The organism is Enterobacter vonholyi (genome assembly GCF_008364555.1).
In the GTDB taxonomy this organism is placed as follows: Bacteria; Pseudomonadota; Gammaproteobacteria; order Enterobacterales; family Enterobacteriaceae; genus Enterobacter; species Enterobacter vonholyi.
This window is the reverse complement of sequence record NZ_VTUC01000011.1, coordinates 58,842-84,108: the sequence shown is the minus strand read 5'-3', so window position 1 is coordinate 84,108 and position 25,267 is coordinate 58,842. Positions and strand designations below refer to the sequence as shown.

Here is a 25,267-nt window from a genome sequence, read left to right as displayed (position 1 = left end):
CCTGTAACGGAAAACGAGCCCGCCCCTAAGGGCGGGAAAGCGTCAGGCGGTTTGCGCCAGGTGGGCATCAATTTTGTTCATGATGGCGTCAGCGCGTTTTACCGCGTCGCTGATATTGACGCGTACAATGGTTTTCCCGGCAAAGCGCTCTTCGAACTTAATGCCAATATCTTTGGTCAGGATCACCATATCTGCGGCGGCAACGTCTTCTGCCGTCAGTTCGTTCTCCAGGCCAATCGACCCCTGCGTTTCAACCTTCACTTCCCAACCTTTAGCTTTGGCGGCACTTTCCAACGCTTCGGCCGCCATGTAGGTATGAGCAACGCCTGACGGACATGCTGTTACTGCAATAATTCGGGTCATGTTCTCTTCCTCACTCAGTTAATTTCGAAATCCAGATCCAGGTCGTCCTCTTTTTCCACGACCTGTTTTGCATTCTTGCGGGCAATACTCTTCAGCACGTTAACGCTAATGGCCGTCACCACAGCCCCCACGGCAACCGCCGCGATGTAGCCGATTTTGCCCTCCACCACAGGGAGAACGATGAGCCCGCCCCAGCCGGCATAGCATTGCGCGCCCATCACGGCGGCCGTCACTGCGCCAGATGCGGAACCCAGCATGATGGAGGGAATGACACGCAGAGGATCGGCTGCGGCGAACGGAATGGCCCCTTCGGTGACCCCCACGCAGCCCATCACTAATGCGGCCTTACCCGCTTCACGCTCTTCACCGGTAAAATTCTTGCGATTAATCAGCGTCGCCAGGCCTAATCCCAGCGGTGGCACACAGATACCGACTGCCGCAATCGCCACCACGGTGTAGACGCCCTGTGCAACGCAGATCAGCATGAAGGCATAGGCGACTTTATTAATCGGGCCGCCCATGTCGAAGGCCAGCATCAACCCCATGATGACGGCCAACACTACGATGCTGCCCTGCTGCATCCCTTGCAGCCACTGGGTTAAGCCCGTCGTCAACGCGCCAACTGGTTCACCCAGACCCCACATCATGATGCCTGCGGTAACAAAGGTGCCGATGATAGGGATGATGAAGATAGGCATGACGGATCGCAGCACTTTCGGGACCGGCAGTTTTTTCAGATACCAGACGACAATCCCGCCGAGGATCCCGGCAATAATGGCGCCGAAGAAACCCGCACCGAAGCTGTTACCGACCCACGCGGCAATAGCGCAAGGCGCCAGCGCTGCGCGCTCGGCAATGGAATAGCCAATATAGGCGGCCAGGAAAGGCACCATCAGCGTCAACCCTGCTACGCCGATATCGAATAGCTTTTTGAGGTTGGGATCGGTTGCTGCATCCGGGACCGCACCCTTGCCGTACAGCATGACCGAGACCGCCAGCAAAATACCGCCTGCGACCACGAACGGGATCATGTGTGATACCCCGGTCATCAGATGCTGCCGCGTGTTCTTGAGAATATGCACCAACTCTTTCATATGTCGCTCCTGGCCTAAAACCATAAAGATGTTGTGGCAAACAATAGGCAATCAGGAAGACGGCTAACAGGAGACAAAAAGGCCATTTACTGGATTTTTGTAATGTCGAAATAAAAATGAGATCCGCCTCCACATTTCTGATCAATGGTACGCATAAGACAAAACACCACAACCTGTGAGTCAAATCTCACTTTTCACGTGATATTACATTTGTCCAGCTTTTGGCAGATTTGTCACATGGCGCGCGTCATCAACACACTCGTATGCTGTTGCCCAATGAATGAGGATTGATTTCAGGAGTGTGTATGGCTCTCGTAGTGGAATTTACCTGTGAATTACCCAACGGTGTTCACGCGCGTCCGGCAAGTCATGTGGAGACGCTGTGCAATACGTTTATCTCGCAAATCGAATGGCACAACCTGCGCACAGACCGTAAAGGGAATGCCAAGAGCGCACTGGCACTTATTGGTACCGATACGCTGGCAGGCGACGCCTGTCGTCTGGTGATCCATGGTGAAGATGAGCAGAACGCCCATCAACATCTGGAACAATGGCTCCGGGAAGAATTTCCACACTGTGATGCGCCGCTCGCAGAAGCCATCAATACTGGGCGCGATCCGCTGCCAGAATCTCTCGCACGCCTTAATCCAACGCTCTTTCGCGCCCTGCCTGTGTGCAGCGGTAGTGCCCAGGGCGTGCTGACGTTGCTGACCTCGCTGGATCTCAATGCACTGACGGATTTACCCGACGGGAAAAGCGTGGAAGATGAACAGTCAGCGCTGGACAACGGACTCACCCTGCTGGTGAAAAACATTGAACTTCGTGCGCTGGACAGCGACAGCACCGCCAGCGCAATTCTCGACGCGCACAGATCTCTGGCGACGGATACCTCTCTGCATCAGCATCTTCTTGCTGGCGTGAGCCAGGGGCTAAGCTGCGCGCAAGCGATAATCGCCACAGCCAACCATTTCTGCGATGCGTTCTCTCGCTCCAGCAGCAGCTACTTACAGGAACGTGTGCTGGATGTGCGCGATGTTTGCTATCAACTTTTACAACAAATTTATGGTGAACAACGCTTTCCGGCACCGGGACAACTCACTCAGCCGAGCGTCTGCCTTGCCGACGACCTCACGCCCGGCCAGTTCCTGGAACTCGATAAAACTTTGCTTAAGGGGCTACTGCTAAAAAGCGGTGGAACAACCTCGCACACCGTTATTCTTGCACGCTCCTTTAATATTCCGACACTAGTGGGCGTCGACAGCGAAAGCCTGCTGCAGTGGCGCAATAAGCCCGTATTTATCGATGGCAATGCCGGTGCGGTCGTGGTCAATGCCAGCGATGCGGTAACACGCTACTACCGACAGGAAGCACGGGTACAACAGGCACTACGCGAGCAGCAGGGCATCTGGCTTGACCGGGAAGCCAGAACCGCAGACGGCCTGCGCGTTGAGATTGCCGCTAACATCGCCCATGCGGTGGAAGCGCAGGCAGCATTTGCGAACGGCGCCGAAGGCGTTGGCCTGTTTCGCACCGAAATGCTTTATATGGACCGCAGCAGCGCGCCCGGTGAAAACGAGCTCTACAACATTTTCTGCCAGGCGCTGGAAAGCGCAAACGGGCGCAGCATCATCGTGCGGACCATGGATATCGGCGGCGATAAACCGGTGGAGTATCTGAATATCCCGGCCGAAAATAACCCGTTCCTCGGCTACCGCGCCGTACGTATTTACGAAGAATATGCAGTGCTTTTCTCCACCCAGCTTCGGGCGATCCTGCGCGCCTCTGCTCACGGCAGCCTGAAGATAATGATCCCGATGATCTCTTCCATGGAAGAGATCCTGTGGGTGAAAGAGAAACTTGCCGAAGCGAAACAACAGCTCCGCGCGGAACATACTCCGTTTGATGAGAAAATCCCGCTCGGCATCATGCTGGAAGTGCCTTCTGTAATGTTTATCATCGATCAGTGCTGCGAAGAGATTGATTTCTTTAGCATCGGTAGCAATGACCTGACGCAGTATCTGCTGGCCGTTGACCGCGACAACGCCAAAGTCACACGCCATTACAACAGCCTTAACCCGGCCTTCCTGCGGGCGCTGGATTACGCGGTGCAAGCCGTCCATCGCCAGGGTAAATGGATTGGCCTGTGCGGCGAACTGGGTGCAAAAGGTTCGGTGTTGCCATTGCTGGTGGGTCTGGGTCTGGATGAGCTGAGCATGGGGTCGCCCGCCATTCCGGCAACCAAAGCGCGCCTGGCACAGCTTGATAGCCGCGCCTGCCGCCAGTTGCTGAATCAGGCTATGGCGTGTCGCACTTCGCTTGAAGTGGAACACCTGCTGGCGCAGTTCCGCATGAATCAGCAGGACACACCGCTGGTCACACCACGCTGCATTTCACTGGACAATGACTGGAACAGCAAAGAAGAGGTCATGAAAGGAATGACCGATAACCTGCTGCTTGCAGGACGTTGCCGCTACCCCCGCAAGCTGGAGGCCGATCTGTGGGCGCGCGAAGCCGTCTTCTCCACCGGGCTCGGCTTTAGCTTTGCCATTCCGCACTGCAAATCGGAGCACATTGAGCAATCCACCATTAGCGTTGCACGCCTGAAAGCCCCCGTCACGTGGGGGGATGAAGAAGCACAATTCATCATCATGCTGACGCTGAACAAACATGCCGCGGGCGATCAGCATATGCGTATTTTTTCCCGCCTGGCACGCCGCATCATGCATGAAGATTTCCGCAACGCGCTGGTTAACGCCAGCTCCGGGGAGTCGATTGCTTCCCTGCTACAACACGAATTAGAACTGTAAAACGAGGAAGAGTGATGGAACTGTACCTGGATACCGCCAACGTGGCGGAAGTTGAACGCCTGACGCGCATTTTTCCCATAGCGGGCGTCACCACCAACCCGAGCATCATCGCCGCCAGCCGTGAATCCATTTGGGACGTGCTGCCGCGCCTGCAAAAAGCCATCGGGCCAGAAGGCACGCTGTTTGCTCAAACCATGAGCCGCGATGCCGAAGGCATGGTGGAGGAAGCCAAACGTTTGAGTAACGCCATCCCGGAAATTGTGGTGAAAATCCCGGTGACGGCTGAGGGGCTCATCGCGATTAAAGCATTGAAAAAAGAGGGGATAACCACGCTGGGAACCGCCGTTTACAGCGCGGCGCAGGGCTTGCTTGCCGCACTGACAGGCGCGAAATATGTCGCGCCGTACGTAAACCGCGTTGACGCTCAGGGCGGTGACGGCATTCGCATGGTCCAGGAGCTGCAATCCCTGCTGGAACTGCACGCGCCGGAAAGCAAAGTGCTGGCCGCCAGCTTCAAAACGCCGCGTCAGGCGCTGGACTGCTTGTTGACAGGATGCGAGGCAATCACGCTTCCCTTAGACGTAGCGCAACAAATGCTCGGCACGCCAGCGGTAGAGTCAGCCGTAGAGAAGTTCGAGCAAGACTGGAAAAACGCGTTTGGTAGCCTCAATCTCTAAGGGAGAACTGTTATGGACCGTATCATTCAATCGCCGGGAAAATATATCCAGGGCGCTGATGTGCTTACCCGTCTCGGCGACTATCTGAAACCCCTGGCCAATCGCTGGCTGGTTGTCGGCGATAAATTTGTGCTGGGTTTTGCCGAAGAGACCCTGCGTCAGAGTTTTAAAAATGCGGAACTCTATGCCGAAATAGCGCCATTTGGCGGCGAGTGTTCACAAAATGAAATCGATCGCCTGAAAAAACTGGCCGACGGCGCCGACTGCCTGGCAGTCCTGGGCATCGGCGGCGGTAAAACGCTGGATACCGCCAAAGCGCTGGCTCACTTTATGGACGTGCCCGTCGCCATTGCACCGACTATTGCCTCCACCGATGCGCCGTGCAGCGCCCTTTCCGTTATCTACACCGATAGCGGCGAGTTCGATCGCTACCTGATGCTGCCGCACAACCCGAACATGGTCATTGTGGATACCAAAGTGGTAGCAGGTGCGCCGGCACGTCTGCTGGCCGCCGGGATTGGCGATGCGCTGGCGACCTGGTTTGAAGCACGCGCCTGCTCGCGCAGCGGTGCGACCACCATGGCGGGCGGCAAATGTACGCAGGCTGCTCTCGCGCTGGCCGAGCTGTGCTACAACACGCTGATTGAAGAGGGTGAAAAGGCCATGCTTGCAGCGGAACAGCATGTAGTAACACCGGCGCTGGAACGCATTATCGAAGCCAACACCTATCTTAGCGGCGTAGGATTTGAAAGCGGCGGACTGGCGGCGGCACACGCTATTCATAACGGTATGACGGCGGTACCGGACGCGCACCACTTCTATCACGGTGAAAAAGTGGCGTTTGGTACGCTGACGCAGCTGGTGCTGGAAAACGCGCCGGTAGAAGAAATAGAGACCGTCGCGGCGCTTTGCCACAGCGTTGGGCTGCCGATTACGCTGGCACAGCTAAATATTAAAGAAGATATTCCGGCCAAAATGCGGCTGATCGCAGAGGCGTCCTGTGCGGAAGGAGAAACCATCCACAATATGCCTGGCGGCGTGTCGCCGGATCAGGTTTACGCGGCGCTGCTGGTGGCTGACCAGTATGGGCAGCGGTTCCTGCAGGAGTGGGAGTAACTGGCATGAATAAAAATCCCCGCATCGGCGGGGATTTTTTTGCCCGTAAGCCGGGTAAGGCGTAGCCGCCACCCGGCACAAGGGTTACTTCACGTCAAACCGGTCCAGATCCATCACCCTCGCCCATGCTGCAACGAAGTCGCGGACAAACTTCTCGTGTGCATCATCACTGGCATAAACCTCTGCCAGCGCGCGCAGGACGGCGTTTGAACCGAAGACCAGATCGGCGCGGGTGGCGGTATATTTCACTTCACCGCTGGCGCGATCGCTTCCGGCAAACAGCTCATTAGATTCGTCGGTCGCCTTCCACTGGGTATTCATGTCCAGCAGGTTCACGAAGAAATCATTGCTCAGCACGCCTTCGCGGTTGGTGAACACGCCGTTCTTACTGCCATCAAAGTTGGCACCCAGCACGCGCAGGCCGCCGATCAGCACCGTCAGCTCCGGTGCGGTCAGCGTCAGCTGTTGGGCTTTATCAATAAGCAGGGATTCCGTCGTGGACACATCCACCTGCGCACGATAGTTGCGGAAGCCGTCAGCAACCGGTTCGAGCAGGTTAAACATCTCGATATCCGTCTGATCCTGACGCGCATCCACGCGGCCCGGCGTAAACGGAACGTTGACGTAAACGCCTGCCGCTTTTGCGGCCTGCTCAACGCCTACCACGCCCGCCAGCACGATAATGTCGGCCAGAGAGGCTTTGTTGGTGGTGCGCTGGATAGCTTCCAGAGCCGGCAGCGCACGAACCGCTGCGGCGTTCACGTCCCAGTCACGCTGAGGAGCAAGCGCCAGACGCGCACCGTTGGCGCCGCCACGCTTATCGCCACCGCGGAAGGTCGATGCCGACGCCCAGGCCACAGAAACCAGCTCGCTCACAGAGAGGCCAGAGGCCGCAATTTCCGCCTTCAGGCTTTCAATGTCCTCTTTGGTAGGTTTGAATACCGCCTCCGGCAGCGGGTCCTGCCAGATCAGATCTTCTTTCGGTACTTCCGGGCCGAGGTAACGCGATTTTGGTCCCATATCGCGGTGGGTCAATTTGAACCACGCGCGCGCGAAGGCTTCGTTAAAGGCCTGCGGGTCGTTCAGGAAGCGGCGGGAAATCTTTTCGAATTCCGGGTCAAAACGCAGTGTCAGGTCGGTAACCAGCATCGTTGGCTTACGTTTTTTGGATGGGTCGAACGGGTCAGGCATGATTTCCGGCGCATCCACGGCTTCAAACTGAATCGCTCCCGCCGGGCTGCGGGTCTGTACCCATTCGAATTTGAACAGGTTCTCGAAGAAGTAGTTGCTCCACTGGGTCGGGGTTTGTGACCAGATGACTTCCAGACCGGAGGTAATGGCATCAGCGCCCACGCCCGTGCCGAGCGTGCTCGCCCAGCCGAGGCCCTGCGCTTCAATCGGTGAGGCTTCCGGGTCAGTACCCACATGGGTGGCTTCACCCGCGCCGTGGGTTTTGCCGAGGGTATGGCCGCCTGCAATCAGCGCCACGGTCTCTTCGTCGTTCATACCCATGTTGCCAAAGGTGGCGCGAATCGCTGCCGCCGCTGACAGCGGTTCGCCGCTGGCGTTTGGCCCTTCCGGATTGACGTAGATCAGGCCCATTTCGGTGGCAGCCAGCGGACGCTTCGCCAGCGCTTCCGGGTCACGGTGGGTCAGCCAGGCTTTCTCATCACCCCAGTTCACGTCCAGGTCCGGTTCCCAGACGTCTTCACGTCCGGCACCAAAACCAAAGGTGCGGAAACCCGAGTTTTCCAGCGCCACGTTACCCGCGAGGATAAACAGGTCAGCCCAGGAAATTTTTTGACCGTATTTTTTCTTGATGGGCCACAGCAGACGGCGCGCCTTATCCAGGCTTACGTTATCCGGCCAGGAGTTCAGCGGCGCAAAGCGCTGTTGACCGCGTCCAGCCCCACCGCGTCCGTCAACGGAGCGATAGGTACCCGCGCCGTGCCAGGCCATACGGATAAACAAGCCCGCATAGCTGCCCCAGTCGGCAGGCCACCACGGTTGAGAGTCGGTTAAGAGTGCTTTGAGGTCGCCTTTAAGGGCGGAGTAATCAAGTTTGCTGAATTCTTTGCGGTAGTCGAAGTCTTCACCCAGCGGGTTCGAACGATTGGAATGTTGGTTAAGAAGATCGATGCGGAGTTGTTTTGGCCACCAGTCGCGGCTGCCTGTACCTGCGCCCGCGCTGTGATCGACGCCGCCCTGGTGGAACGGGCATTTGCCGACTGATGCCGCTTTATTGGTCTCGTCTGACGTGCTCATCGCTATGCTCCCTTTTACAGTGTTACCGTTACGATATACACCACTAGCAATAAGTTATAGTTGAATTAATCCACAGATTCGATAGCTGATACCTTTTAACTTTTTGACCTATTAAAAAGCCCTCAATATAAGAGGGCTTTTGGTGTTTTACGCGGGGCGAACGCCCAGGGTATGGCAAATGGCGTAGCTCATCTCCGCGCGATTTAACGTGTAGAAGTGGAAATCTTTTACTCCTTCACGGCTTAAAATTTTCACCATGTCCATCGCGATATTAGCCCCCACCAGCTTGCGGGTTTCCGGGTCATCGTCCAGCCCTTCGTACATTTTGGACATCCACAGCGGAATACGGACATTGGTCATATCAGCGAATTTCTTCGCCTGCTTGAAGTTAGAGACCGGCAGAATACCCGGGATAATTTCAACGTCGATGCCCGCGGAGACGCAGCGGTCACGGAAGCGCAGATAGCTTTCGACATCGAAGAAGAACTGGGTAATGGCGCGATTCGCGCCGGCGTCCACTTTACGCTTGAGGTTAAGCAGATCGGCCTGGGCGCTTTTCGCTTCCGGATGCACCTCAGGATAAGCGGCAACGGAGATATCAAAATCAGCCACGTCTTTCAGCAGCGCGACCAGATCGGCGGCATACATGTCCGGCTTACCGCTGCCCGGCGGCAGATCACCGCGCAGTGCGACAATATGACGGATGCCGTTATTCCAGTAATCCTGGGCGATAGCCCGTAACTCGTCGCGGGTCGCGTCAATACAGGTGAGGTGCGGCGCAGCTTCCAGACCGGTACGATCTTTGATGCCTTTGATAATGCTGTGCGTACGATCGCGCTCGCCGGAGTTAGCGCCGTAAGTCACGGAAACGAACTTCGGCTTCAGGCTGCTGAGACGATCGATAGAGCTCCACAGGGTTTGCTCCATTTCACTGGTGCGCGGCGGGAAAAATTCAAAAGAGACGTTAATCTGACCGTTTACTTCGGCCAGGCTCTGATTCAGTGCTTCCCGCTGGTTGGCGTGAAAAAAGCTCATACCTTACCTCTATCAATCACATGTCGTTGTCTGTTGTCTTGTGAACTTCTATACGTTTAGACGTCCAGATGTAAAAATGACGGAAAAGCAGAGGGACGTCAACATAAATAATCAACAATAACGGTGAGGTTTGCTCAGACAAGATGAAGAAAGTTCATGATGGGGAGTGAGACATCCCCTGCCCAGGACCTTACTGCCCTTTGGGTAAAGGGGAAAAGACCGCACCAGGCAGTCTTCTCCCTATGGGGTGTTCGGTGCGGTTTTAATGCCAGCAGAAGTGATGCACAACCTGGGTAATCAGTTCACGGGTTGGCTTGATGAAGCGGGTTTCCAGATATTCATCCGGCTGGTGCGCCTGGTTGATGGAGCCGGGGCCCAGGACCAGCGTAGGGCAAAGCGTCTGAATAAACGGCGCTTCGGTGCAGTAGTTCACCACGTCGGTTTTCTCACCGAGCAGCTTTTCCACCACCTCAACCAGCTGATGGTCCGGCGGGCATTCGTAACCCGGGATCGGCGGATGCAGTTCGGAGACCGTCAGGCGGCCCGGCCAGCGCTCGCTCACCGGGGCCAGCGCCTCATTCAGCAGGCCGTCGAGATCGCTGAGGGTCATACCCGGCAGCGGGCGGATGTCCATATGCAGTTCGCAGCAGGCGCAGATACGGTTCGAGGCATCGCCGCCGTGCAGGCTGCCGAGGTTCAGAGTCGGATACGGCACGGTGAACGCGTCATAGTGATAGCGCTCTTTCAGATCGTCGCGCAGGGCCATGATGCGACCGATGGCGTCATGCATCAGCTCAATGGCGTTCACGCCGCGCGCCGGGTCGCTGGAGTGGCCAGACTGGCCGAGCACGCGCACGGCCGTAGAGATATGGCCTTTGTGCGCGCGAATAGGTTGCAACGACGTCGGCTCGCCGATGATCGCGCAATCCGGGCGAATCGACGTGTTTTCAGAAAAGTAGCGCGCGCCCGCCATGCTGGTCTCTTCATCAGCGGTCGCCAGAATGTAGAGCGGTTTTTTCAGCTTCGTCACGTCCACGTCACGCAGCGCGTCGAGGATAAAGGCGAAGAAGCCTTTCATGTCGGCGGTGCCCAAACCGTAGAGCTTGTTGTCGTGCTCGGTCAGGGTGAACGGATCGCGCGTCCAGCGGCCATCGTCAAACGGGACGGTGTCGGTATGACCGGCCAGCAGCAGGCCGCCCGCACCGGTTCCGGTGCTGGCGAGCAGGTTAAATTTGTGGCGGGTTCCGGGAACGGGCTGAACCTCAACATTAAACCCAAGATCGCTAAACCAACCCGCCAGCAGATTGATTAAAGACTCATTGCTCTGATCCAGCGCTTCTTCCGTTGCGCTGATGGACGGTGTGGCAATCAGGGCGCGGTAGATCTCGATAAATGGCGGTAAGTTCATTTTCATTGTTGACACACCTTAGGTCGTGATAGTATCAATATTCATGCAATAAATGTGAATAAAAATACATTAACGTTGAGCATAAAGGAACCCGATGTTGAATACGCTGATTGTAGGCGCTAGCGGTTATGCGGGCGCAGAGCTTGTAAGCTACGTGAATCGCCATCCACATATGACCATAACCGCTTTGACCGTGTCAGCGCAAAGCAATGATGCAGGAAAGTTAATTTCCGATTTGCATCCGCAGCTTAAGGGCCTGGTCGATCTGCCGCTGCAGCCCATGTCTGACATCAGCGAGTTTACCGACGGCGTCGACGTGGTGTTTTTAGCCACCGCGCACGAGGTCAGCCACGACCTGGCGCCGCAGTTCCTGGCGGCTGGGTGCGTGGTCTTCGACCTCTCCGGCGCGTTCCGCGTTAATGATGGCGCGTTCTACGAAAAATATTACGGTTTCACCCATCAGCATCCGGATCTGCTGGAAAAAGCGGTGTACGGCCTGGCGGAGTGGAGCGCAGACAAACTGAAAGAAGCTGACCTGATTGCCGTTCCGGGCTGCTACCCGACTGCGGCGCAGCTTTCCCTGAAGCCGCTGATCGACGCAGGCCTGCTGGATCTGAGCCAGTGGCCGGTGATCAACGCCACCAGCGGCGTGAGCGGTGCAGGCCGCAAGGCGGCGATCTCCAACAGCTTCTGCGAAGTGAGCCTTCAGCCGTATGGCGTGTTTAATCACCGTCATCACCCTGAAATCACGACGCATCTGGGCGCGGACGTCATTTTCACCCCGCACCTGGGCAGCTTCCCGCGTGGGATCCTCGAAACCATCACCTGCCGCCTGAAACCGGGCGTGACCAAAGAGCAGGTGAACGAGGCCTTCACGCAGGCGTATGCGGACAAACCGCTGGTGCGCCTGTACGACAAAGGCGTGCCGGCGCTGAAAAACGTGGTCGGTCTGCCGTTCTGCGATATCGGCTTTGCCGTTCAAGGTGAGCATCTCATCGTGGTGGCCGCAGAAGATAACTTACTGAAAGGCGCTGCCGCACAGGCAATGCAGTGTGCAAATATTCGTTTCGGTTTCCCGGAAACGCAGGCTCTTATTTAAGGTGTGATGATGAACCCATTAATTATCAAACTCGGTGGTGTACTGCTGGATAGCGAAGAAGCGCTGGAGCGTCTGTTTACCGCGCTGGTGAACTATCGCGAGTCACATCAACGTCCGCTGGTGATTGTGCACGGCGGCGGCTGCGTGGTGGATGAGCTGATGAAAGGGCTCAACCTGCCGGTGAAAAAGAAAAACGGCCTGCGCGTGACGCCTGCTGACCAGATTGACATCATTACCGGCGCGCTGGCGGGTACGGCGAACAAAACGCTGCTGGCGTGGGCGAAGAAACACCACATCGCGTCCGTTGGCCTCTATCTGGGCGATGGCGACAGCGTAAAAGTGACCCAGCTCGACGAAGAGCTCGGCCACGTTGGACTGGCGCAGCCTGGTTCGCCTAAGCTGATTAATACGCTGCTGGAAGGGGGTTTCCTGCCGGTGGTGAGCTCAATCGGCGTGACCGAAGAGGGCGAGCTGATGAACGTCAACGCTGACCAGGCAGCAACCGCGCTCGCGGCAACGCTGGGCGCGGATCTGATCCTTCTCTCCGACGTGAGCGGCATTCTGGACGGAAAAGGCCAGCGCATCGCAGAAATGACGGCAGAGAAAGCCGAGCAGCTGATTGCGCAGGGCATCATCACCGACGGCATGATCGTCAAAGTGAACGCCGCGCTGGATGCCGCGCGCACGCTGGGCCGCCCGGTGGATATCGCCTCCTGGCGTCACGCTGAACAACTGCCTGCGCTGTTCAACGGCACGCCGATTGGCACGCGTATTCTGGCGTAATCGATTTAACGTTTTGTAGGCCCGGTAAGCGCAGCGCCACCGGGCAATGAAATTCAAAGATATTAAGGAAGCATGTTATGGCACTTTGGGGTGGGCGTTTTACACAGGCAGCGGATCAGCGGTTCAAACAGTTCAACGACTCTTTGCGCTTCGACTACCGCCTGGCCGAACAGGATATTGTCGGCTCTGTGGCCTGGTCCAAAGCGCTGGTGACGGTTGGCGTACTGACCGCAGACGAACAATTACAGCTGGAAGAAGCGCTGAATAATCTGCTGGAAGAGGTGCGTCTTAACCCGCAGCAGATCCTCGAAAGCGATGCTGAAGATATTCACAGCTGGGTGGAAGGCAAACTTATCGACAAGGTCGGCCAGCTGGGCAAAAAGCTGCACACCGGACGCAGCCGTAACGACCAGGTCGCCACCGATCTGAAGCTGTGGTGTAAAGATACCGTTGGCGAACTGCTGGCGGCTAATCGTCAGCTGCAGAGCGCACTGGTGGAGACCGCGCAGAACAACCAGGACGCGGTGATGCCGGGTTATACCCACCTGCAGCGCGCCCAGCCGGTGACCTTTGCGCACTGGTGTCTGGCCTACGTCGAGATGCTGGCGCGTGATGAAAGCCGTCTGCAGGACACCCTTAAACGTCTGGACGTCAGCCCGCTGGGCAGCGGCGCGCTGGCCGGAACCGCTTACGAAATCGACCGTGAACAGCTGGCAGGCTGGCTGGGCTTTGCCTCCGCCACCCGTAACAGCCTGGACAGCGTGTCTGACCGCGACCACGTGCTGGAGCTGCTCTCCAATGCCTCGATCGGGATGGTGCATCTGTCGCGCTTTGCCGAAGACCTGATCTTCTTTAACTCTGGCGAAGCGGGCTTCGTCGAGCTGTCCGACCGCGTGACCTCAGGCTCATCCCTGATGCCGCAGAAGAAAAACCCGGACGCGCTGGAGCTAATTCGCGGTAAATGTGGCCGCGTGCAGGGCGCGCTGACCGGCATGATGATGACCCTGAAAGGGCTGCCTCTGGCGTATAACAAAGACATGCAGGAAGACAAAGAAGGATTGTTCGACGCGCTCGACACCTGGCTGGACTGTCTGCATATGGGCGCGCTGGTGCTGGACGGCATTCAGGTGAAACGTCCACGGTGCCAGGAAGCGGCGCAGCAGGGCTATGCGAACTCTACCGAACTGGCGGATTATCTGGTGGCGAAAGGCGTACCTTTCCGTGAAGCGCACCATATTGTGGGTGAAGCGGTAGTGGAAGCTATTCGTCAGGGTAAACCGCTGGAAGATCTGGCGCTGGCCGACCTGCAGAAGTTCAGCGCGGTTATCGGGGATGATGTGTATCCGATTCTTGCGCTGCAGTCTTGCCTGGATAAACGTGCCGCGAAAGGCGGCGTGTCGCCTAAGCAGGTGGCGCAGGCGATAGCGGATGCGAAAAACCGTTTGGTTTAATCTGTCCTGACTGGTGCCCTCTCCCCCTATGCGGGGAGAGGGCCAGGGTGACGAGTTACAGCAGCTTAGCCAGACGGTTGATGTCGGACTGAATGGCTCCTGCGGTGACATCGCGCCCGGCGCCAGGACCGCGGATCACCAGCGGGTTATCGCGATACCAGCGGCTTTCGATGGCGAAGACGTTATCGCACGGCAGCAGCGCCGCCAGCGGATGCTCAGGACGCACCGCCTCGACGCCGACTCGCGCTTTTCCGTTAGCCTCAAAACGCGCCACATAGCGCAGTACCAGCCCCATCTCGTTCGCCGCTTCCAGACGCTGAACCATCTGCTCGTTAAGCTCTTCACCATTTTCAAAGAAATGGTCCACAGAACCTTCTTCACAGCCGGCAGGCACCAGTGATTCGACGCGTACGGAATCCGGTTCGATGTCGTAACCAGCTTCACGCGCCAGGATTACCAGCTTACGCATCACGTCTTTACCGGAAAGGTCAACGCGCGGATCGGGTTCCGTTAAGCCCTGCTGCCACGCCTGATCCACCAGGTCGGTGAACGGTACGGTGCCGTCAAACTGCAGGAACAGCCAGGAGAGCGTGCCGGAGAAGATACCGCTCAGCGCCAGAATGCTGTCGCCGCTTTCAATCAGGTCACGCACGGTGTGGTTAACCGGCAGGCCCGCGCCCACGGTGGCGTTATACAGCCAGTGACGGCCAGTTTTTTCAAACGCGTCGTGGATCTGACGGTATTTATCGGTGCTGCTCGCCCCCGCCAGCTTGTTGGCGCTGATGACGTGGAAACCGTGGCTGGCGAAATCAAGGTACTGATCGGCAAGCTGTTCGCTGGCGGTAACGTCCAGCACCACCAGATCGTCATACGGGTGCGCACGCATCCACAGGAACAACGACTCTTCATCCTGCTCAACCGCTTCATCGTTAAAGAAGGCAAGCGCGCGGCTGGCGTCCAGCCCTTCGTAGTTCAGCAGGCTGCGGCGACTGTCTACCACGCCCGCAAGAATAAATTCAAACCCGGTACGCGCCGAGAGCGTCACCTGTTCGCGGGCAAACAGCTCAAGCCAGCGGGAACCGATATTACCTTTCCCGAACAGCACCAGGCCGATGCGTTTTTCCGCGCGGAACAGGGAGGTATGCAGACCCTGAATCAGGCTTTCGGTTGGCCCTTTGCGCAGAACGGCAACCAGGCTGATGCCCTCTTCCGACTGCCAGGTGAACTCCACCGGCTGCCCTTTCAGTTGCTGCCAGAAGCGGTGGCAGTGCAGAGGGTTACGGGTGACGCCCGCGCCCACCATCGCCACCAGCGCCAGCCCCTGACGCAGGCGAAGTTCGCCCGGCAGGCCTGCTTCATCCAGAATTTTCAGCGCGCTGTCCGCCACTTCTGCGGTATAGCAGAACTGCAGCAGCTGGCGGTCATTGTGAACACCCACGGCCAGCGGACGCACCTGAGCACGTTTCAGGATCGTGTCGATCTCTTTATGCGCCAGCTTGAAGTCCTGCCCCGCAGGCACCTGGAACTCAATCAGGCAGATGTCGTCATGACTGGTGACAATACGTGCCCCGGTACCGGACGCCAGCACGCGCTCAATGCGCGTGGAGCCTTGATCCGGGGTGTAACTGCAGCGCAGCTGGAGGTCGATATCGCTGCCGGAAACCGGCTGCAGCGTGCGCGCGTGCAGTACCGGCGCCGCCAGACGGGCCAGTTCACTGGCTTCATCCAGGCGCAGCAGCGGCAGCAGACAGGCATCCTTAACTTTACGCGGGTCCGCGCTGTAAACACCGGCCACGTCGCTCCAGATGGTGACGCGGGACACGCCCGCCAGGGCACCAATCTGCGTTGCCGAGTAGTCCGATCCGTTACGGCCCAGCAGCACGGTTTCGCCCGCGTTGCTGCGGCTGATAAAGCCGGTGACGACAATACGTTTGCCCGGGTGCTGCACCAGCAGCTGCTGCAGCAGCGGGTAGGACAACCCTTCATCCACCTGCGGCTGCGCGGCGCGTTCGGCGCGCAGGAAATCACGCGCGTCGAGCCAGGCCGCTTCCACGCCCAGGTGTTGCAGCACGGCGGCCATCAGGCGTGCGGACCACACTTCACCGTGGCCCACCACTTCGGCATACACCGCATCGGTAATACCGCTGTCCAGCAGGGCAGCCAGACGCTCAAGGTCATGGGTGAAGGCACCGATCAGCCCGTCCGCCACGTCCGCAGGCAGCAGGCCGGCAATCAGCTCGCTCTGGTAACGACGTAAGGACTGTTGCACCTGATGCGCAGAAAGGCGATCGGTCTGGCTCAGTTTCAGCCAGCTAATCAACTGGTTGGTGGTACTGCCCGCTGCCGAGACAACCATCATGTCACCCGGCTGTGAATATTCCGTCATGATCCCTGCAACGCGCAGGTAACATTTCACATCAGCAAGACTACTACCACCAAACTTGTGCAGCTGACGACCCTTCGCCCCTGCCTGCGCTATCACACTCATGATTACCCCTTGGCTGCGATCCGGAAGCCATTTTCCAGATCGGCAATTAAATCTTCAGAATCTTCAATGCCGGTTGAGATACGCAGCAGCGTCTCAGAAATCCCGGCGGCGGCACGTGCTTCCGGTGCCATACCTGCGTGCGTCATGGTTGCGGCGTGGGAGATCAAGCTTTCAACCCCACCTAAGGATTCCGCCAGCGTAAACAATGACAGCCCGCTCAGGAAGCGACGCAGCGTTTGCTCGTCACCATCCAGTTCAAAACTTAACATCGCGCCAAACCCTTTCTGCTGGCGCGCGGCAATCTCGTGCCCCTGATTTTCCGGCAGCGACGGGTGATAAAGCTTTTTCACCAGCGGCTGGGTTTTCAGGAAATCGACAATCGCCTGGGCATTGCGCTGCGCTACGTCCATGCGCGGCGAAAGCGTGCGGATGCCGCGCAACAGCAGATAGCTGTCGAAGGCGCCCGCGGTGACGCCAATGTTATTGGCCCACCATGCCAGTTCGGTGACAACATCCGGATCTTTGGCAATCACCACGCCTGCCACCACGTCAGAATGGCCGTTCAGATATTTAGTGCATGAATGCAATACCAGATCGGCACCCAGTGCGAGTGGGTTCTGAAGGGCCGGACTGAGGAACGTATTATCCACTACACTTATCGCTCCCGCATCCCTTGCGAGCTGACAAATTTTCGCAATATCGACAACGCGCAACAATGGATTACTTGGACTTTCCACCAGAACCAGCTTTGGTTTCTCTGCCAGAGCCTGTTTCAGCGCCTGTTCGTCGTTTTGATCGACAAACAGCACGCGATAGCAGCCGCGTTTTGCCAGGCTATCAAACAGGCGATAGCTGCCGCCGTAGCAATCGTGTGGGGCAACCAGCAGATCGCCCGGTTTCAGGAACACGGTGGTCACCAGGTGAATGGCGGACATCCCGGTATTGGTTAATACTGCCCCTGCGCCCCCTTCCAGTTCCGCAAGCGCGCGCTGGGTCACGTCACGCGTAGGGTTGCCACGACGCGAGTAATCATGCGCGCGGGGTTCATTAAATCCGGTGAAGTTGTAGGTACTGGAAAGATGAATCGGCGGGACAACGCAGCCGTACTGCTCGTCATCATTTAATCCGCTACGCACTGCAATAGTGGCCTGTTTACGCGTCATGGTGAGGGCTTCCTGGCGAATGAGGTGAAAAGTCAGGCACCAGAGTAAACATTGAAAGTATGGACGTCAATACATCTGGACATCTAAACTTCTTTGCGTATAGATTGAGCAATGCGCAAATAGCCGTTAAAATTATATGCTTTAGTGCACGCTGCAGCGGCAATATCCGTGCCACGGTATCGTCTCTACGGTAAACTAGACAAGATTGCGGTTCAAAACGGGTGGTTACAGGTTTTGCACCTTTAGATAAATGACTGAGAGGATTAAAGGTATCTCATGGCTGAATGGAGCGGCGAATATATCAGCCCATACGCTGAGCACGGTAAGAAGAGTGAGCAAGTAAAGAAAATTACGGTTTCCATTCCTCTGAAGGTGTTGAAGATCCTCACCGATGAACGTACGCGTCGTCAGGTGAACAACCTGCGCCACGCGACCAACAGCGAACTGCTGTGCGAAGCGTTTCTGCATGCGTTTACCGGTCAACCGTTGCCGAACGATGAAGATCTGCGCAAAGAGCGTAGTGATGAAATCCCGGAAGAGGCGAAGGTGATCATGCGTGAACTGGGTATTGACCCGGAGACGTGGGAATACTGAGAAGCGGATACAAAAAAGGCACCTTGCGGTGCCTTTTTTTCGGGAAACTTATTTAGCGCCCGGGATGCTGAAACGCTTGTTGAAGCGGTCAACACGGCCACCGGTTGCAACGTCACGCTGCTTACCAGTGTAGAACGGGTGGCATTTGCCGCACACGTCCAGGTTCAGATCGTGACCCACGGTAGAGCGGATCTGGATAGAGTTACCGCAAGAACAGTTTGCAGTAATCATTTCGTATTTCGGGTGAATATCTTTTTTCATGGGAGAACCTCAGTTAAGGCCGCGTCGCTCTTCCAGCCCTAACGCCAGACACCACGCGATGTTGATTGTAAGTTCTTTGGCGTAAAGTACACCAAAGGCGGCGAATCATACAGAATTTGACCAACGTATGCAAACTGATCCGCACGCCGCTTTTACTAATGTGTATACTAACGCGCCACTTTTCAAGTCAGGAAGATTCGATGCCCGTCGCTCACGTTGCCCTGCCCGTTCCGCTTCCCCGCACCTTTGACTATCTCCTGCCCGACAGCATGAGCGCCAAAGCGGGCTGCCGCGTGACCGTGCCGTTTGGCAAACAGCAGCGCGTGGGGATCGTCGTCTCCGTCAGCGATAAAAGCGAGCTACCGCTTAATGAGCTGAAATCAGTCGTTGAGGTGCTGGACAGCGAGCCGGTTTACTCCACCAGCATATGGCGACTGCTGCTGTGGGCGGCGGATTATTATCATCACCCGATCGGCGACGTCCTGTTCCACGCTCTGCCAATTATGCTGCGTCAGGGCAAGAGCGCCAGCCATGCGCCAATGTGGTACTGGTTTGCCACGGAGGAAGGCCAGGCCGTCGACATCAACAGCCTGAAGCGCTCGCAGAAGCAGCAGCAGGCGCTGGCGGCGCTGCGTCAGGGGAAAATCTGGCGGCATCAGGTCGACGAGCTTGAGGTCAGCGAAACGGCGCTACAGGCATTAAGAAAGAAAGGGCTAAGCGAACTGGCCAGCGAAGCGCCTGCTCTGAACGACTGGCGGGAGAGTTTCTCCGTTTCAGGTGATCGCCTGCGTCTGAATACCGAACAGGCCACCGCGGTAGGCGCGATTCATAGCGCCTCCGATCGTTTCTCTGCCTGGCTGCTGGCGGGGGTCACCGGTTCCGGCAAGACCGAAGTCTACCTGAGCGTGCTGGAAAACGTGCTCGCTCAGGGGAAACAGGCGTTGGTGATGGTGCCGGAAATTGGCCTGACGCCGCAAACCATCGCCCGATTCCGCGAACGCTTTAACGCACCGGTTGAGGTGCTGCACTCCGGCCTGAACGACAGCGAACGCCTCAGCGCCTGGCTGAAAGCGAAAAACGGCGAAGCGGCGATTGTGATCGGCACCCGTTCATCGCTGTTTACGCCGTTTAAAAATCTTGGCGTTATTGTGATCGACGAAGAGCACGACAGCTCCTATAAACAGCAGGAAGGCTGGCGCTACCATGCACGCGATCTGGCGGTCTATCGCGCGCACAGCGAGCAGATTCCCATTATTCTCGGCTCCGCCACGCCGGCGCTCGAAACGCTGCACAACGTGCGCCAGCGTAAATACCACATGCTGCGCCTGACGCGTCGGGCGGGGAATGCTCGTCCGGCCATTCAGCACGTGCTGGATCTGAAAGGTCAGCAGGTTCAGGCCGGGCTTGCGCCTGCACTGATTACCCGCATGCGCCAGCACCTGCAGGCGGGGAATCAGGTCATTCTGTTTCTGAACCGCCGCGGATTCGCCCCCGCCCTCCTGTGCCACGACTGCGGCTGGATTGCCGAATGCCCGCGCTGCGACCACTACTATACCTTCCACCAGGCCCAGCGGCATTTGCGCTGCCACCACTGTGACAGCCAGCGTCCGGTGCCGCGCCAGTGCCCGTCATGTGGTTCAACGCATATCGTGCCGGTCGGTCTGGGAACGGAACAGCTTGAACAGGCGCTTGGTCCCTTCTTCCCGGACGTGCCGATTTCGCGTATCGACCGGGACACCACCAGCCGCAAAGGCGCGCTCGAACAGCAGCTGGCGGAAGTGCATCGCGGTGGCGCGCGCATCCTGATTGGCACCCAGATGCTGGCTAAAGGTCACCATTTTCCGGACGTGACGCTGGTCGCCCTGCTGGACGTGGACGGCGCGCTGTTCTCGGCAGATTTTCGTTCAGCCGAGCGCTTCGCCCAGCTTTATACCCAGGTAGCCGGACGTGCAGGACGCGCCGGTAAACAGGGCGAAGTGGTGTTGCAAACGCACCACCCGGAGCACCCGCTGCTGCAAACCTTGCTGCACAAAGGCTATGACGCCTTTGCCGAGCAGACGCTGGCCGAGCGCCAGACCATGCAGCTACCGCCGTGGACAAGCCACGTCATCATCCGCGCGGAAGATCATAACAACCAGCAGGCGCCACTTTTCCTACAGCAGCTGAGAAACCTCCTGCAGGCCAGCCCGCTGGTGGATAGTCAGCTGTGGATTTTGGGCCCGGTGCCTGCCCTCGCGCCAAAACGCGGCGGCCGTTTCCGCTGGCAGATCTTGCTCCAGCACCCCTCGCGCATTCGTCTTCAGCATATTGTTAGCGGCGCGCTGGTGCTGATTAACACCCTGCCCGAAGCGCGAAAAGTGAAGTGGGTGCTGGACGTCGACCCCATCGAAGGCTGAAGCTGGATCGAAAAATTTAACTCTCCTCACATTTTTTATGAAAATTCTGTAACCGATTCCATTAACAATCTGTAAAAATGGTGATGTCAGAAGTTCGGTGTTCAGGCGAGGAGAAGACGTTGAAGTCCAGGAAAGAGGTTGCACCGGCGACCATGAAAGACGTTGCCCAGAAAGCACAAGTCTCTACAGCAACGGTATCCCGCGCATTAATGAACCCGGATAAAGTCTCCCAGGCGACCCGTAACCGGGTGGAGCAGGCTGCGCTGGAAGTGGGCTATTTCCCACAGGCGATGGGGCGTAACGTTAAACGCAACGAGTCGCGCACCATTCTGGTGATTGTGCCGGACATCTGTGACCCCTTCTTCAGCGAGATTATCCGCGGTATTGAAGTCACCGCGGCGGAACAAGGTTACCTGGTGCTGATTGGCGACTGTGCTCATCAGAATCAGCAGGAAAAAACCTTCATCGACCTCATTATCACCAAGCAGATCGACGGCATGCTTTTGCTTGGCTCTCGTCTGCCGTTTGATGCCAGCATTGAAGAGCAGCGTAATTTACCGCCGATGGTCATGGCCAACGAGTTTGCGCCAGAGCTGGAGCTGCCGACGGTCCATATCGATAACCTCACCGCCGCGTTCAACGCCGTAAATTATCTCCAGGAGCTGGGGCATAAGCGTATTGGCTGCATCGCCGGACCGGAAGAGATGCCGCTGTGTCACTACCGTCTGCAGGGCTACGTTCAGGCGCTGCGCCGTACCGGCGCTACCGTCGATCCGCACTACATTGCGCGCGGCGATTTTACCTTCGCTGCAGGCGGACAGGCGCTGGAGAAACTTCTGGACCTGCCTGAGCCGCCAACCGCCGTATTTTGTCACAGCGACGTGATGGCGCTGGGCGCATTATCGTATGCCAAACGCCGCGGCCTTCGCATACCTAAAGATTTATCGATCATCGGTTTCGATAATATTTCGCTTTCGGAATTTTGCGATCCGCCGCTCTCAACGGTCGCTCAGCCGCGCTACCAAATCGGCCGCGAAGCGATGCTTCTTCTGCTGGATCAGCTTCACGGTCAAACAGTTAGCAGCGGCTCGCGGTTGCTTGACTGTGAACTGATCGTCCGCGGCACTACCCAGGCATTGACTTAAAGTAAACGTCTTTCGGATACCCTTATCTGGTCAAAGCCCCGCCGCTTAAGTAACATGGCGGACTGACGAACGAATAAATACAGCGAAACGATAGTGGCACAACGAGATTATGTACGTCGCGGCCAGCCGGCACCTTCGCGACGCAAAAAGAGTAGCTCAAGAAAAAAGCAACGTAACCTGCCTGCTGTCTCGCCAGCAATGGTCGCTATTGCTGCGGCTGTAGTCGTCGCCTTTATTGGTGGCCTGTACTTTATCACGCACCATAAAAAAGAAGAGTCTGAGGCGCTTCAGGCAAGCAAAGTGGCCGGAAATGGCCTTCCTCCGAAGCCTGAAGAGCGCTGGCGCTATATCAAAGAGCTGGAAAGCCGTCAGCCTGGGGTACGTGCGCCAACTGAACCTTCTGCGGGTGGTGAAGTGCAGAATGCGAATCAGCTAACGGATGAACAGCGTCAGCTGCTGGCACAAATGCAGGCCGATATGCGCCAGCAGCCTACACAGCTGAACGAAGTGCCGTGGAATGAGCAGACCCCGGCACAGCGCCAGCAAACGCTGCAGCGACGTCAGGCGCAACAGCAGATCCAGCAGCAACAACAGCAACAGTGGGCACAAACCCAGCCGGTGCAGCAGCCTAAGGCACAGCCGCGGGTAACGGAACAGCCGTATCAGCAGCCGACGCGTACGGTGCAGTCTCAGCCTGTCCAGCAGCAGCCGAAAACTCAGCCGCAGAAACAGGCGGCTCAGCCGTATCAGGATCTGCTGCAGACGCCAGCGCATACTACCGCGCAGCAGCCAAAAACGCAGCAGGCCGCGCCGGTCACTAAAGAGACCGAGGCGCCGAAGCAGACGGCTGAGAAAAAAGACGAACGCCGCTGGATGGTGCAGTGCGGTTCGTTCAAAGGTGCAGAGCAGGCGGAAACGGTGCGTGCGCAGCTGGCCTTCGAAGGGTTTGATTCGCGTATTACCACCAATAACGGCTGGAATCGCGTGGTGATTGGGCCGGTCAAAGGCAAAGAAAATGCCGATGGCACCATTTCGCGTTTGAAAATCGCCGGTCACACAAACTGCATTCGACTCGCCTCCGGGGGTTGAAACCCCCAAAATCCCCCCCATCTATCATTTAATTCAGCCCTGAGCACAGGCTCAGGGCTTCTGTTTCCCGATTCTGTAACCAGGGGGTCTGCTCGTGACAACAATAGTAAGTGTACGCCGTAACGGCCATGTGGTAATCGCCGGTGATGGCCAGGCCACGCTGGGTAATACCGTCATGAAAGGCAACGTGAAGAAAGTGCGCCGTCTCTACAACGACAAAGTGATCGCCGGTTTTGCTGGCGGCACGGCGGACGCCTTCACGCTGTTTGAACTGTTTGAACGCAAACTGGAAATGCACCAGGGTCATCTGGTGAAAGCTGCCGTTGAGCTGGCGAAAGACTGGCGTACCGACCGCATGCTGCGCAAGCTCGAAGCGCTGCTGGCCGTGGCCGATGAAACCGCCTCGCTTATCATCACCGGTAATGGTGACGTCATTCAGCCGGAAAATGATCTGATTGCCATCGGCTCTGGCGGCCCTTATGCCCAGGCTGCAGCCCGCGCGCTGTTGGAGAATACCGACATGAACGCGCGTGATATCGCGGTGAAGGCGTTGGATATTGCAGGTGATATCTGCATTTATACCAACCACAACCACACCATCGAAGAATTGACCTCCAAAGCGTAAGGATCTCCCATGTCTGAAATGACCCCACGCGAAATTGTCAGCGAACTGAACAAACACATTATCGGCCAGGATAACGCCAAGCGTTCCGTGGCTATCGCCCTGCGTAACCGCTGGCGTCGTATGCAGCTTGATGAAGAGCTGCGCCACGAAGTGACCCCGAAAAACATTCTGATGATCGGCCCGACCGGCGTCGGTAAAACCGAAATCGCCCGTCGTCTGGCGAAGCTGGCTAACGCGCCGTTCATCAAAGTTGAAGCCACCAAGTTCACCGAGGTGGGCTACGTGGGTAAAGAAGTTGACTCCATCATCCGCGATCTGACCGACTCGGCAATCAAGATGGTGCGCGTCCAGGCAATCGAGAAAAACCGCTATCGCGCGGAAGAGATGGCCGAAGAGCGCATTCTCGACGTTCTGATCCCACCGGCAAAAAACAACTGGGGCCAGGCAGAACAGCAGGCTGAGCCTTCAGCCGCGCGTCAGGCGTTCCGCAAAAAACTGCGTGAAGGCCAGCTGGATGACAAAGAGATTGAGATCGATCTCGCTGCCGCGCCAATGGGTGTGGAAATTATGGCACCTCCGGGCATGGAAGAGATGACCAGTCAGCTCCAGTCCATGTTCCAGAACCTGGGCGGACAGAAGCAGAAAGCGCGTAAGCTGAAAATTAAAGACGCGATGAAGCTGCTGATTGAAGAAGAAGCGGCGAAGCTGGTGAACCCGGAAGAGCTGAAGCAGGATGCTATCGACGCGGTTGAGCAGCACGGTATCGTGTTTATCGACGAAATCGACAAAATTTGTAAGCGCGGCGGCAACAGCTCCGGCCCGGATGTGTCCCGCGAAGGCGTTCAGCGCGACCTGCTGCCGCTGGTAGAAGGTTGCACCGTCTCCACCAAGCACGGCATGGTGAAAACGGACCACATCCTGTTTATCGCATCAGGTGCCTTCCAGGTTGCCAGCCCGTCGGATCTGATCCCGGAGCTGCAGGGCCGTCTGCCTATCCGCGTTGAGCTGCAGGCGCTGACCACCGAAGATTTCGAACGTATCCTGACCGAGCCAAACGCCTCTGCTACAGTACAGTACAAAGCGCTGATGGCGACCGAAGGCGTGAACCTCGAGTTCACCGAAGACGGTATCAAACGTATTGCCCAGGCCGCATGGCAGGTGAACGAAACCACCGAAAACATCGGTGCGCGTCGTCTGCACACCGTGCTGGAACGCCTGGTGGAAGATATCTCTTACGACGCGAGCGACCTGAACGGTCAAACCGTTACCATTGACGCAGAATATGTGAGTAAACATCTGGATGCGTTAGTGGCAGATGAAGATCTGAGCCGTTTTATCCTATAATCGCGGTTACTGGATTCTCATCACGTTTAATGGGGGCTAATGCCCCCATTTTTATTGGCTAAAT

At 57.1% G+C, this 25,267-nt stretch carries 20 protein-coding genes; 12 read left to right on the top strand and 8 right to left on the bottom strand.

Annotation, left to right across the window (positions count from 1 at the left end; translation table 11 throughout):
• Nucleotides 1–42: 42 nt before the first annotated feature.
• Nucleotides 43–363: a PTS fructose-like transporter subunit IIB gene (locus F0319_RS16135; protein WP_111963972.1), complete on the bottom strand. Its 321-nt coding sequence runs from the start codon at nt 361–363 to the stop codon at nt 43–45.
• A 14-nt stretch (nt 364–377) separates the two neighbouring features.
• Entirely contained in the window at nt 378–1,457 is a 1,080-nt protein-coding gene (locus F0319_RS16130; RefSeq protein ID WP_149367362.1) for a PTS fructose transporter subunit EIIC, read from the bottom strand.
• Between the two features lie 305 nt (nt 1,458–1,762).
• Between F0319_RS16130 and ptsP the strand changes: the two genes are divergently transcribed.
• From ptsP to gldA, 3 genes are read left to right on the top strand one after another with little or no spacing between them, the layout of a single operon-like run.
• A complete protein-coding gene (gene ptsP, locus F0319_RS16125) occupies nt 1,763–4,264 on the top strand; it encodes a phosphoenolpyruvate--protein phosphotransferase (RefSeq protein ID WP_149367361.1) in 2,502 nt (833 codons plus the stop codon).
• A gap of 14 nt (nt 4,265–4,278) precedes the next feature.
• Nucleotides 4,279–4,941 (top strand): fructose-6-phosphate aldolase, encoded by a 663-nt coding sequence (gene fsa / locus F0319_RS16120; protein ID WP_149367360.1) that lies wholly within the window; start codon nt 4,279–4,281, stop codon nt 4,939–4,941.
• A 12-nt stretch (nt 4,942–4,953) separates the two neighbouring features.
• The gene (gene gldA / locus F0319_RS16115) at nt 4,954–6,057 is read left to right on the top strand and encodes a bifunctional L-1,2-propanediol dehydrogenase/glycerol dehydrogenase (RefSeq protein ID WP_111963968.1); all 1,104 of its coding nucleotides are present in this window, start codon (nt 4,954–4,956) and stop codon (nt 6,055–6,057) included.
• Between the two features lie 84 nt (nt 6,058–6,141).
• Here the strand turns inward: gldA and katG are convergent, their stop codons facing one another.
• From katG to argE, 3 genes are all read right to left on the bottom strand, one after another.
• Nucleotides 6,142–8,322: a catalase/peroxidase HPI gene (gene katG / locus F0319_RS16110; RefSeq protein WP_149367359.1), complete on the bottom strand. Its 2,181-nt coding sequence runs from the start codon at nt 8,320–8,322 to the stop codon at nt 6,142–6,144.
• 147 nt (nt 8,323–8,469) lie between these two features.
• A complete protein-coding gene (gene metF, locus F0319_RS16105; protein WP_023309676.1) occupies nt 8,470–9,357 on the bottom strand; it encodes a methylenetetrahydrofolate reductase in 888 nt (295 codons plus the stop codon).
• A 262-nt stretch (nt 9,358–9,619) separates the two neighbouring features.
• Nucleotides 9,620–10,771, bottom strand: a complete 1,152-nt coding sequence (gene argE, locus F0319_RS16100) for an acetylornithine deacetylase (RefSeq protein WP_047653031.1) — start codon at nt 10,769–10,771, stop codon at nt 9,620–9,622.
• A gap of 88 nt (nt 10,772–10,859) precedes the next feature.
• Between argE and argC the strand changes: the two genes are divergently transcribed.
• From argC to argH, 3 genes are all read left to right on the top strand, one after another.
• The gene (gene argC, locus F0319_RS16095; RefSeq protein WP_032662767.1) at nt 10,860–11,864 is read left to right on the top strand and encodes an N-acetyl-gamma-glutamyl-phosphate reductase; all 1,005 of its coding nucleotides are present in this window, start codon (nt 10,860–10,862) and stop codon (nt 11,862–11,864) included.
• A gap of 6 nt (nt 11,865–11,870) precedes the next feature.
• Nucleotides 11,871–12,647, top strand: coding sequence for an acetylglutamate kinase (gene argB, locus F0319_RS16090; RefSeq protein ID WP_090420882.1), 777 nt, complete (start codon nt 11,871–11,873; stop codon nt 12,645–12,647).
• A 77-nt stretch (nt 12,648–12,724) separates the two neighbouring features.
• Nucleotides 12,725–14,098: an argininosuccinate lyase gene (gene argH, locus F0319_RS16085; RefSeq protein ID WP_039264229.1), complete on the top strand. Its 1,374-nt coding sequence runs from the start codon at nt 12,725–12,727 to the stop codon at nt 14,096–14,098.
• A gap of 55 nt (nt 14,099–14,153) precedes the next feature.
• Here argH and F0319_RS16080 read toward each other — a convergent pair whose 3' ends face one another.
• Together F0319_RS16080 and metB are read right to left on the bottom strand one after the other, a co-directional pair.
• Complete coding sequence (locus F0319_RS16080; protein WP_115876989.1) at nt 14,154–16,586, bottom strand: bifunctional aspartate kinase/homoserine dehydrogenase II; 2,433 nt, start codon at nt 16,584–16,586, stop codon at nt 14,154–14,156.
• A 2-nt stretch (nt 16,587–16,588) separates the two neighbouring features.
• Nucleotides 16,589–17,749: a cystathionine gamma-synthase gene (gene metB / locus F0319_RS16075; RefSeq protein WP_045909121.1), complete on the bottom strand. Its 1,161-nt coding sequence runs from the start codon at nt 17,747–17,749 to the stop codon at nt 16,589–16,591.
• Between the two features lie 276 nt (nt 17,750–18,025).
• Here metB and metJ point away from each other — a divergent pair, with 276 nt between their 5' ends.
• A complete protein-coding gene (gene metJ, locus F0319_RS16065; RefSeq protein WP_015966498.1) occupies nt 18,026–18,343 on the top strand; it encodes a met regulon transcriptional regulator MetJ in 318 nt (105 codons plus the stop codon).
• A 48-nt stretch (nt 18,344–18,391) separates the two neighbouring features.
• Here the strand turns inward: metJ and rpmE are convergent, their stop codons facing one another.
• Nucleotides 18,392–18,604, bottom strand: a complete 213-nt coding sequence (rpmE, locus tag F0319_RS16060) for a 50S ribosomal protein L31 (RefSeq protein WP_003862040.1) — start codon at nt 18,602–18,604, stop codon at nt 18,392–18,394.
• Between the two features lie 200 nt (nt 18,605–18,804).
• Between rpmE and priA the strand changes: the two genes are divergently transcribed.
• The 5 genes from priA to hslU all read left to right on the top strand — a co-directional run bounded on the left by priA (nt 18,805) and on the right by hslU (nt 25,203).
• Nucleotides 18,805–21,000 (top strand): primosomal protein N', encoded by a 2,196-nt coding sequence (gene priA / locus F0319_RS16055; protein WP_149367358.1) that lies wholly within the window; start codon nt 18,805–18,807, stop codon nt 20,998–21,000.
• Nucleotides 21,001–21,119: 119 nt separating this feature from the next.
• Nucleotides 21,120–22,145, top strand: coding sequence for a DNA-binding transcriptional regulator CytR (cytR, locus tag F0319_RS16050; RefSeq protein WP_024909190.1), 1,026 nt, complete (start codon nt 21,120–21,122; stop codon nt 22,143–22,145).
• A 93-nt stretch (nt 22,146–22,238) separates the two neighbouring features.
• Nucleotides 22,239–23,234, top strand: coding sequence for a cell division protein FtsN (ftsN, locus tag F0319_RS16045; protein WP_111963962.1), 996 nt, complete (start codon nt 22,239–22,241; stop codon nt 23,232–23,234).
• A 94-nt stretch (nt 23,235–23,328) separates the two neighbouring features.
• Complete coding sequence (hslV, locus tag F0319_RS16040) at nt 23,329–23,859, top strand: ATP-dependent protease subunit HslV (RefSeq protein ID WP_008501802.1); 531 nt, start codon at nt 23,329–23,331, stop codon at nt 23,857–23,859.
• Between the two features lie 9 nt (nt 23,860–23,868).
• Nucleotides 23,869–25,203: an HslU--HslV peptidase ATPase subunit gene (gene hslU / locus F0319_RS16035; RefSeq protein WP_023309685.1), complete on the top strand. Its 1,335-nt coding sequence runs from the start codon at nt 23,869–23,871 to the stop codon at nt 25,201–25,203.
• Nucleotides 25,204–25,267 lie beyond the last annotated feature (64 nt).

What these genes read in the sequence shown, in the direction of transcription:
- F0319_RS16135 (WP_111963972.1), bottom strand. Translation starts at nt 363, where the DNA reads ATGACCCGAATTATTGCAGTAACAGCATGTCCGTCAGGCGTTGCTCAT.
- F0319_RS16130 (WP_149367362.1), bottom strand. Translation starts at nt 1,457, where the DNA reads ATGAAAGAGTTGGTGCATATTCTCAAGAACACGCGGCAGCATCTGATG.
- ptsP (WP_149367361.1), top strand. Translation starts at nt 1,763, where the DNA reads ATGGCTCTCGTAGTGGAATTTACCTGTGAATTACCCAACGGTGTTCAC.
- fsa (WP_149367360.1), top strand. Translation starts at nt 4,279, where the DNA reads ATGGAACTGTACCTGGATACCGCCAACGTGGCGGAAGTTGAACGCCTG.
- gldA (WP_111963968.1), top strand. Translation starts at nt 4,954, where the DNA reads ATGGACCGTATCATTCAATCGCCGGGAAAATATATCCAGGGCGCTGAT.
- katG (WP_149367359.1), bottom strand. Translation starts at nt 8,322, where the DNA reads ATGAGCACGTCAGACGAGACCAATAAAGCGGCATCAGTCGGCAAATGC.
- metF (WP_023309676.1), bottom strand. Translation starts at nt 9,357, where the DNA reads ATGAGCTTTTTTCACGCCAACCAGCGGGAAGCACTGAATCAGAGCCTG.
- argE (WP_047653031.1), bottom strand. Translation starts at nt 10,771, where the DNA reads ATGAAAATGAACTTACCGCCATTTATCGAGATCTACCGCGCCCTGATT.
- argC (WP_032662767.1), top strand. Translation starts at nt 10,860, where the DNA reads ATGTTGAATACGCTGATTGTAGGCGCTAGCGGTTATGCGGGCGCAGAG.
- argB (WP_090420882.1), top strand. Translation starts at nt 11,871, where the DNA reads ATGATGAACCCATTAATTATCAAACTCGGTGGTGTACTGCTGGATAGC.
- argH (WP_039264229.1), top strand. Translation starts at nt 12,725, where the DNA reads ATGGCACTTTGGGGTGGGCGTTTTACACAGGCAGCGGATCAGCGGTTC.
- F0319_RS16080 (WP_115876989.1), bottom strand. Translation starts at nt 16,586, where the DNA reads ATGAGTGTGATAGCGCAGGCAGGGGCGAAGGGTCGTCAGCTGCACAAG.
- metB (WP_045909121.1), bottom strand. Translation starts at nt 17,749, where the DNA reads ATGACGCGTAAACAGGCCACTATTGCAGTGCGTAGCGGATTAAATGAT.
- metJ (WP_015966498.1), top strand. Translation starts at nt 18,026, where the DNA reads ATGGCTGAATGGAGCGGCGAATATATCAGCCCATACGCTGAGCACGGT.
- rpmE (WP_003862040.1), bottom strand. Translation starts at nt 18,604, where the DNA reads ATGAAAAAAGATATTCACCCGAAATACGAAATGATTACTGCAAACTGT.
- priA (WP_149367358.1), top strand. Translation starts at nt 18,805, where the DNA reads ATGCCCGTCGCTCACGTTGCCCTGCCCGTTCCGCTTCCCCGCACCTTT.
- hslU (WP_023309685.1), top strand. Translation starts at nt 23,869, where the DNA reads ATGTCTGAAATGACCCCACGCGAAATTGTCAGCGAACTGAACAAACAC.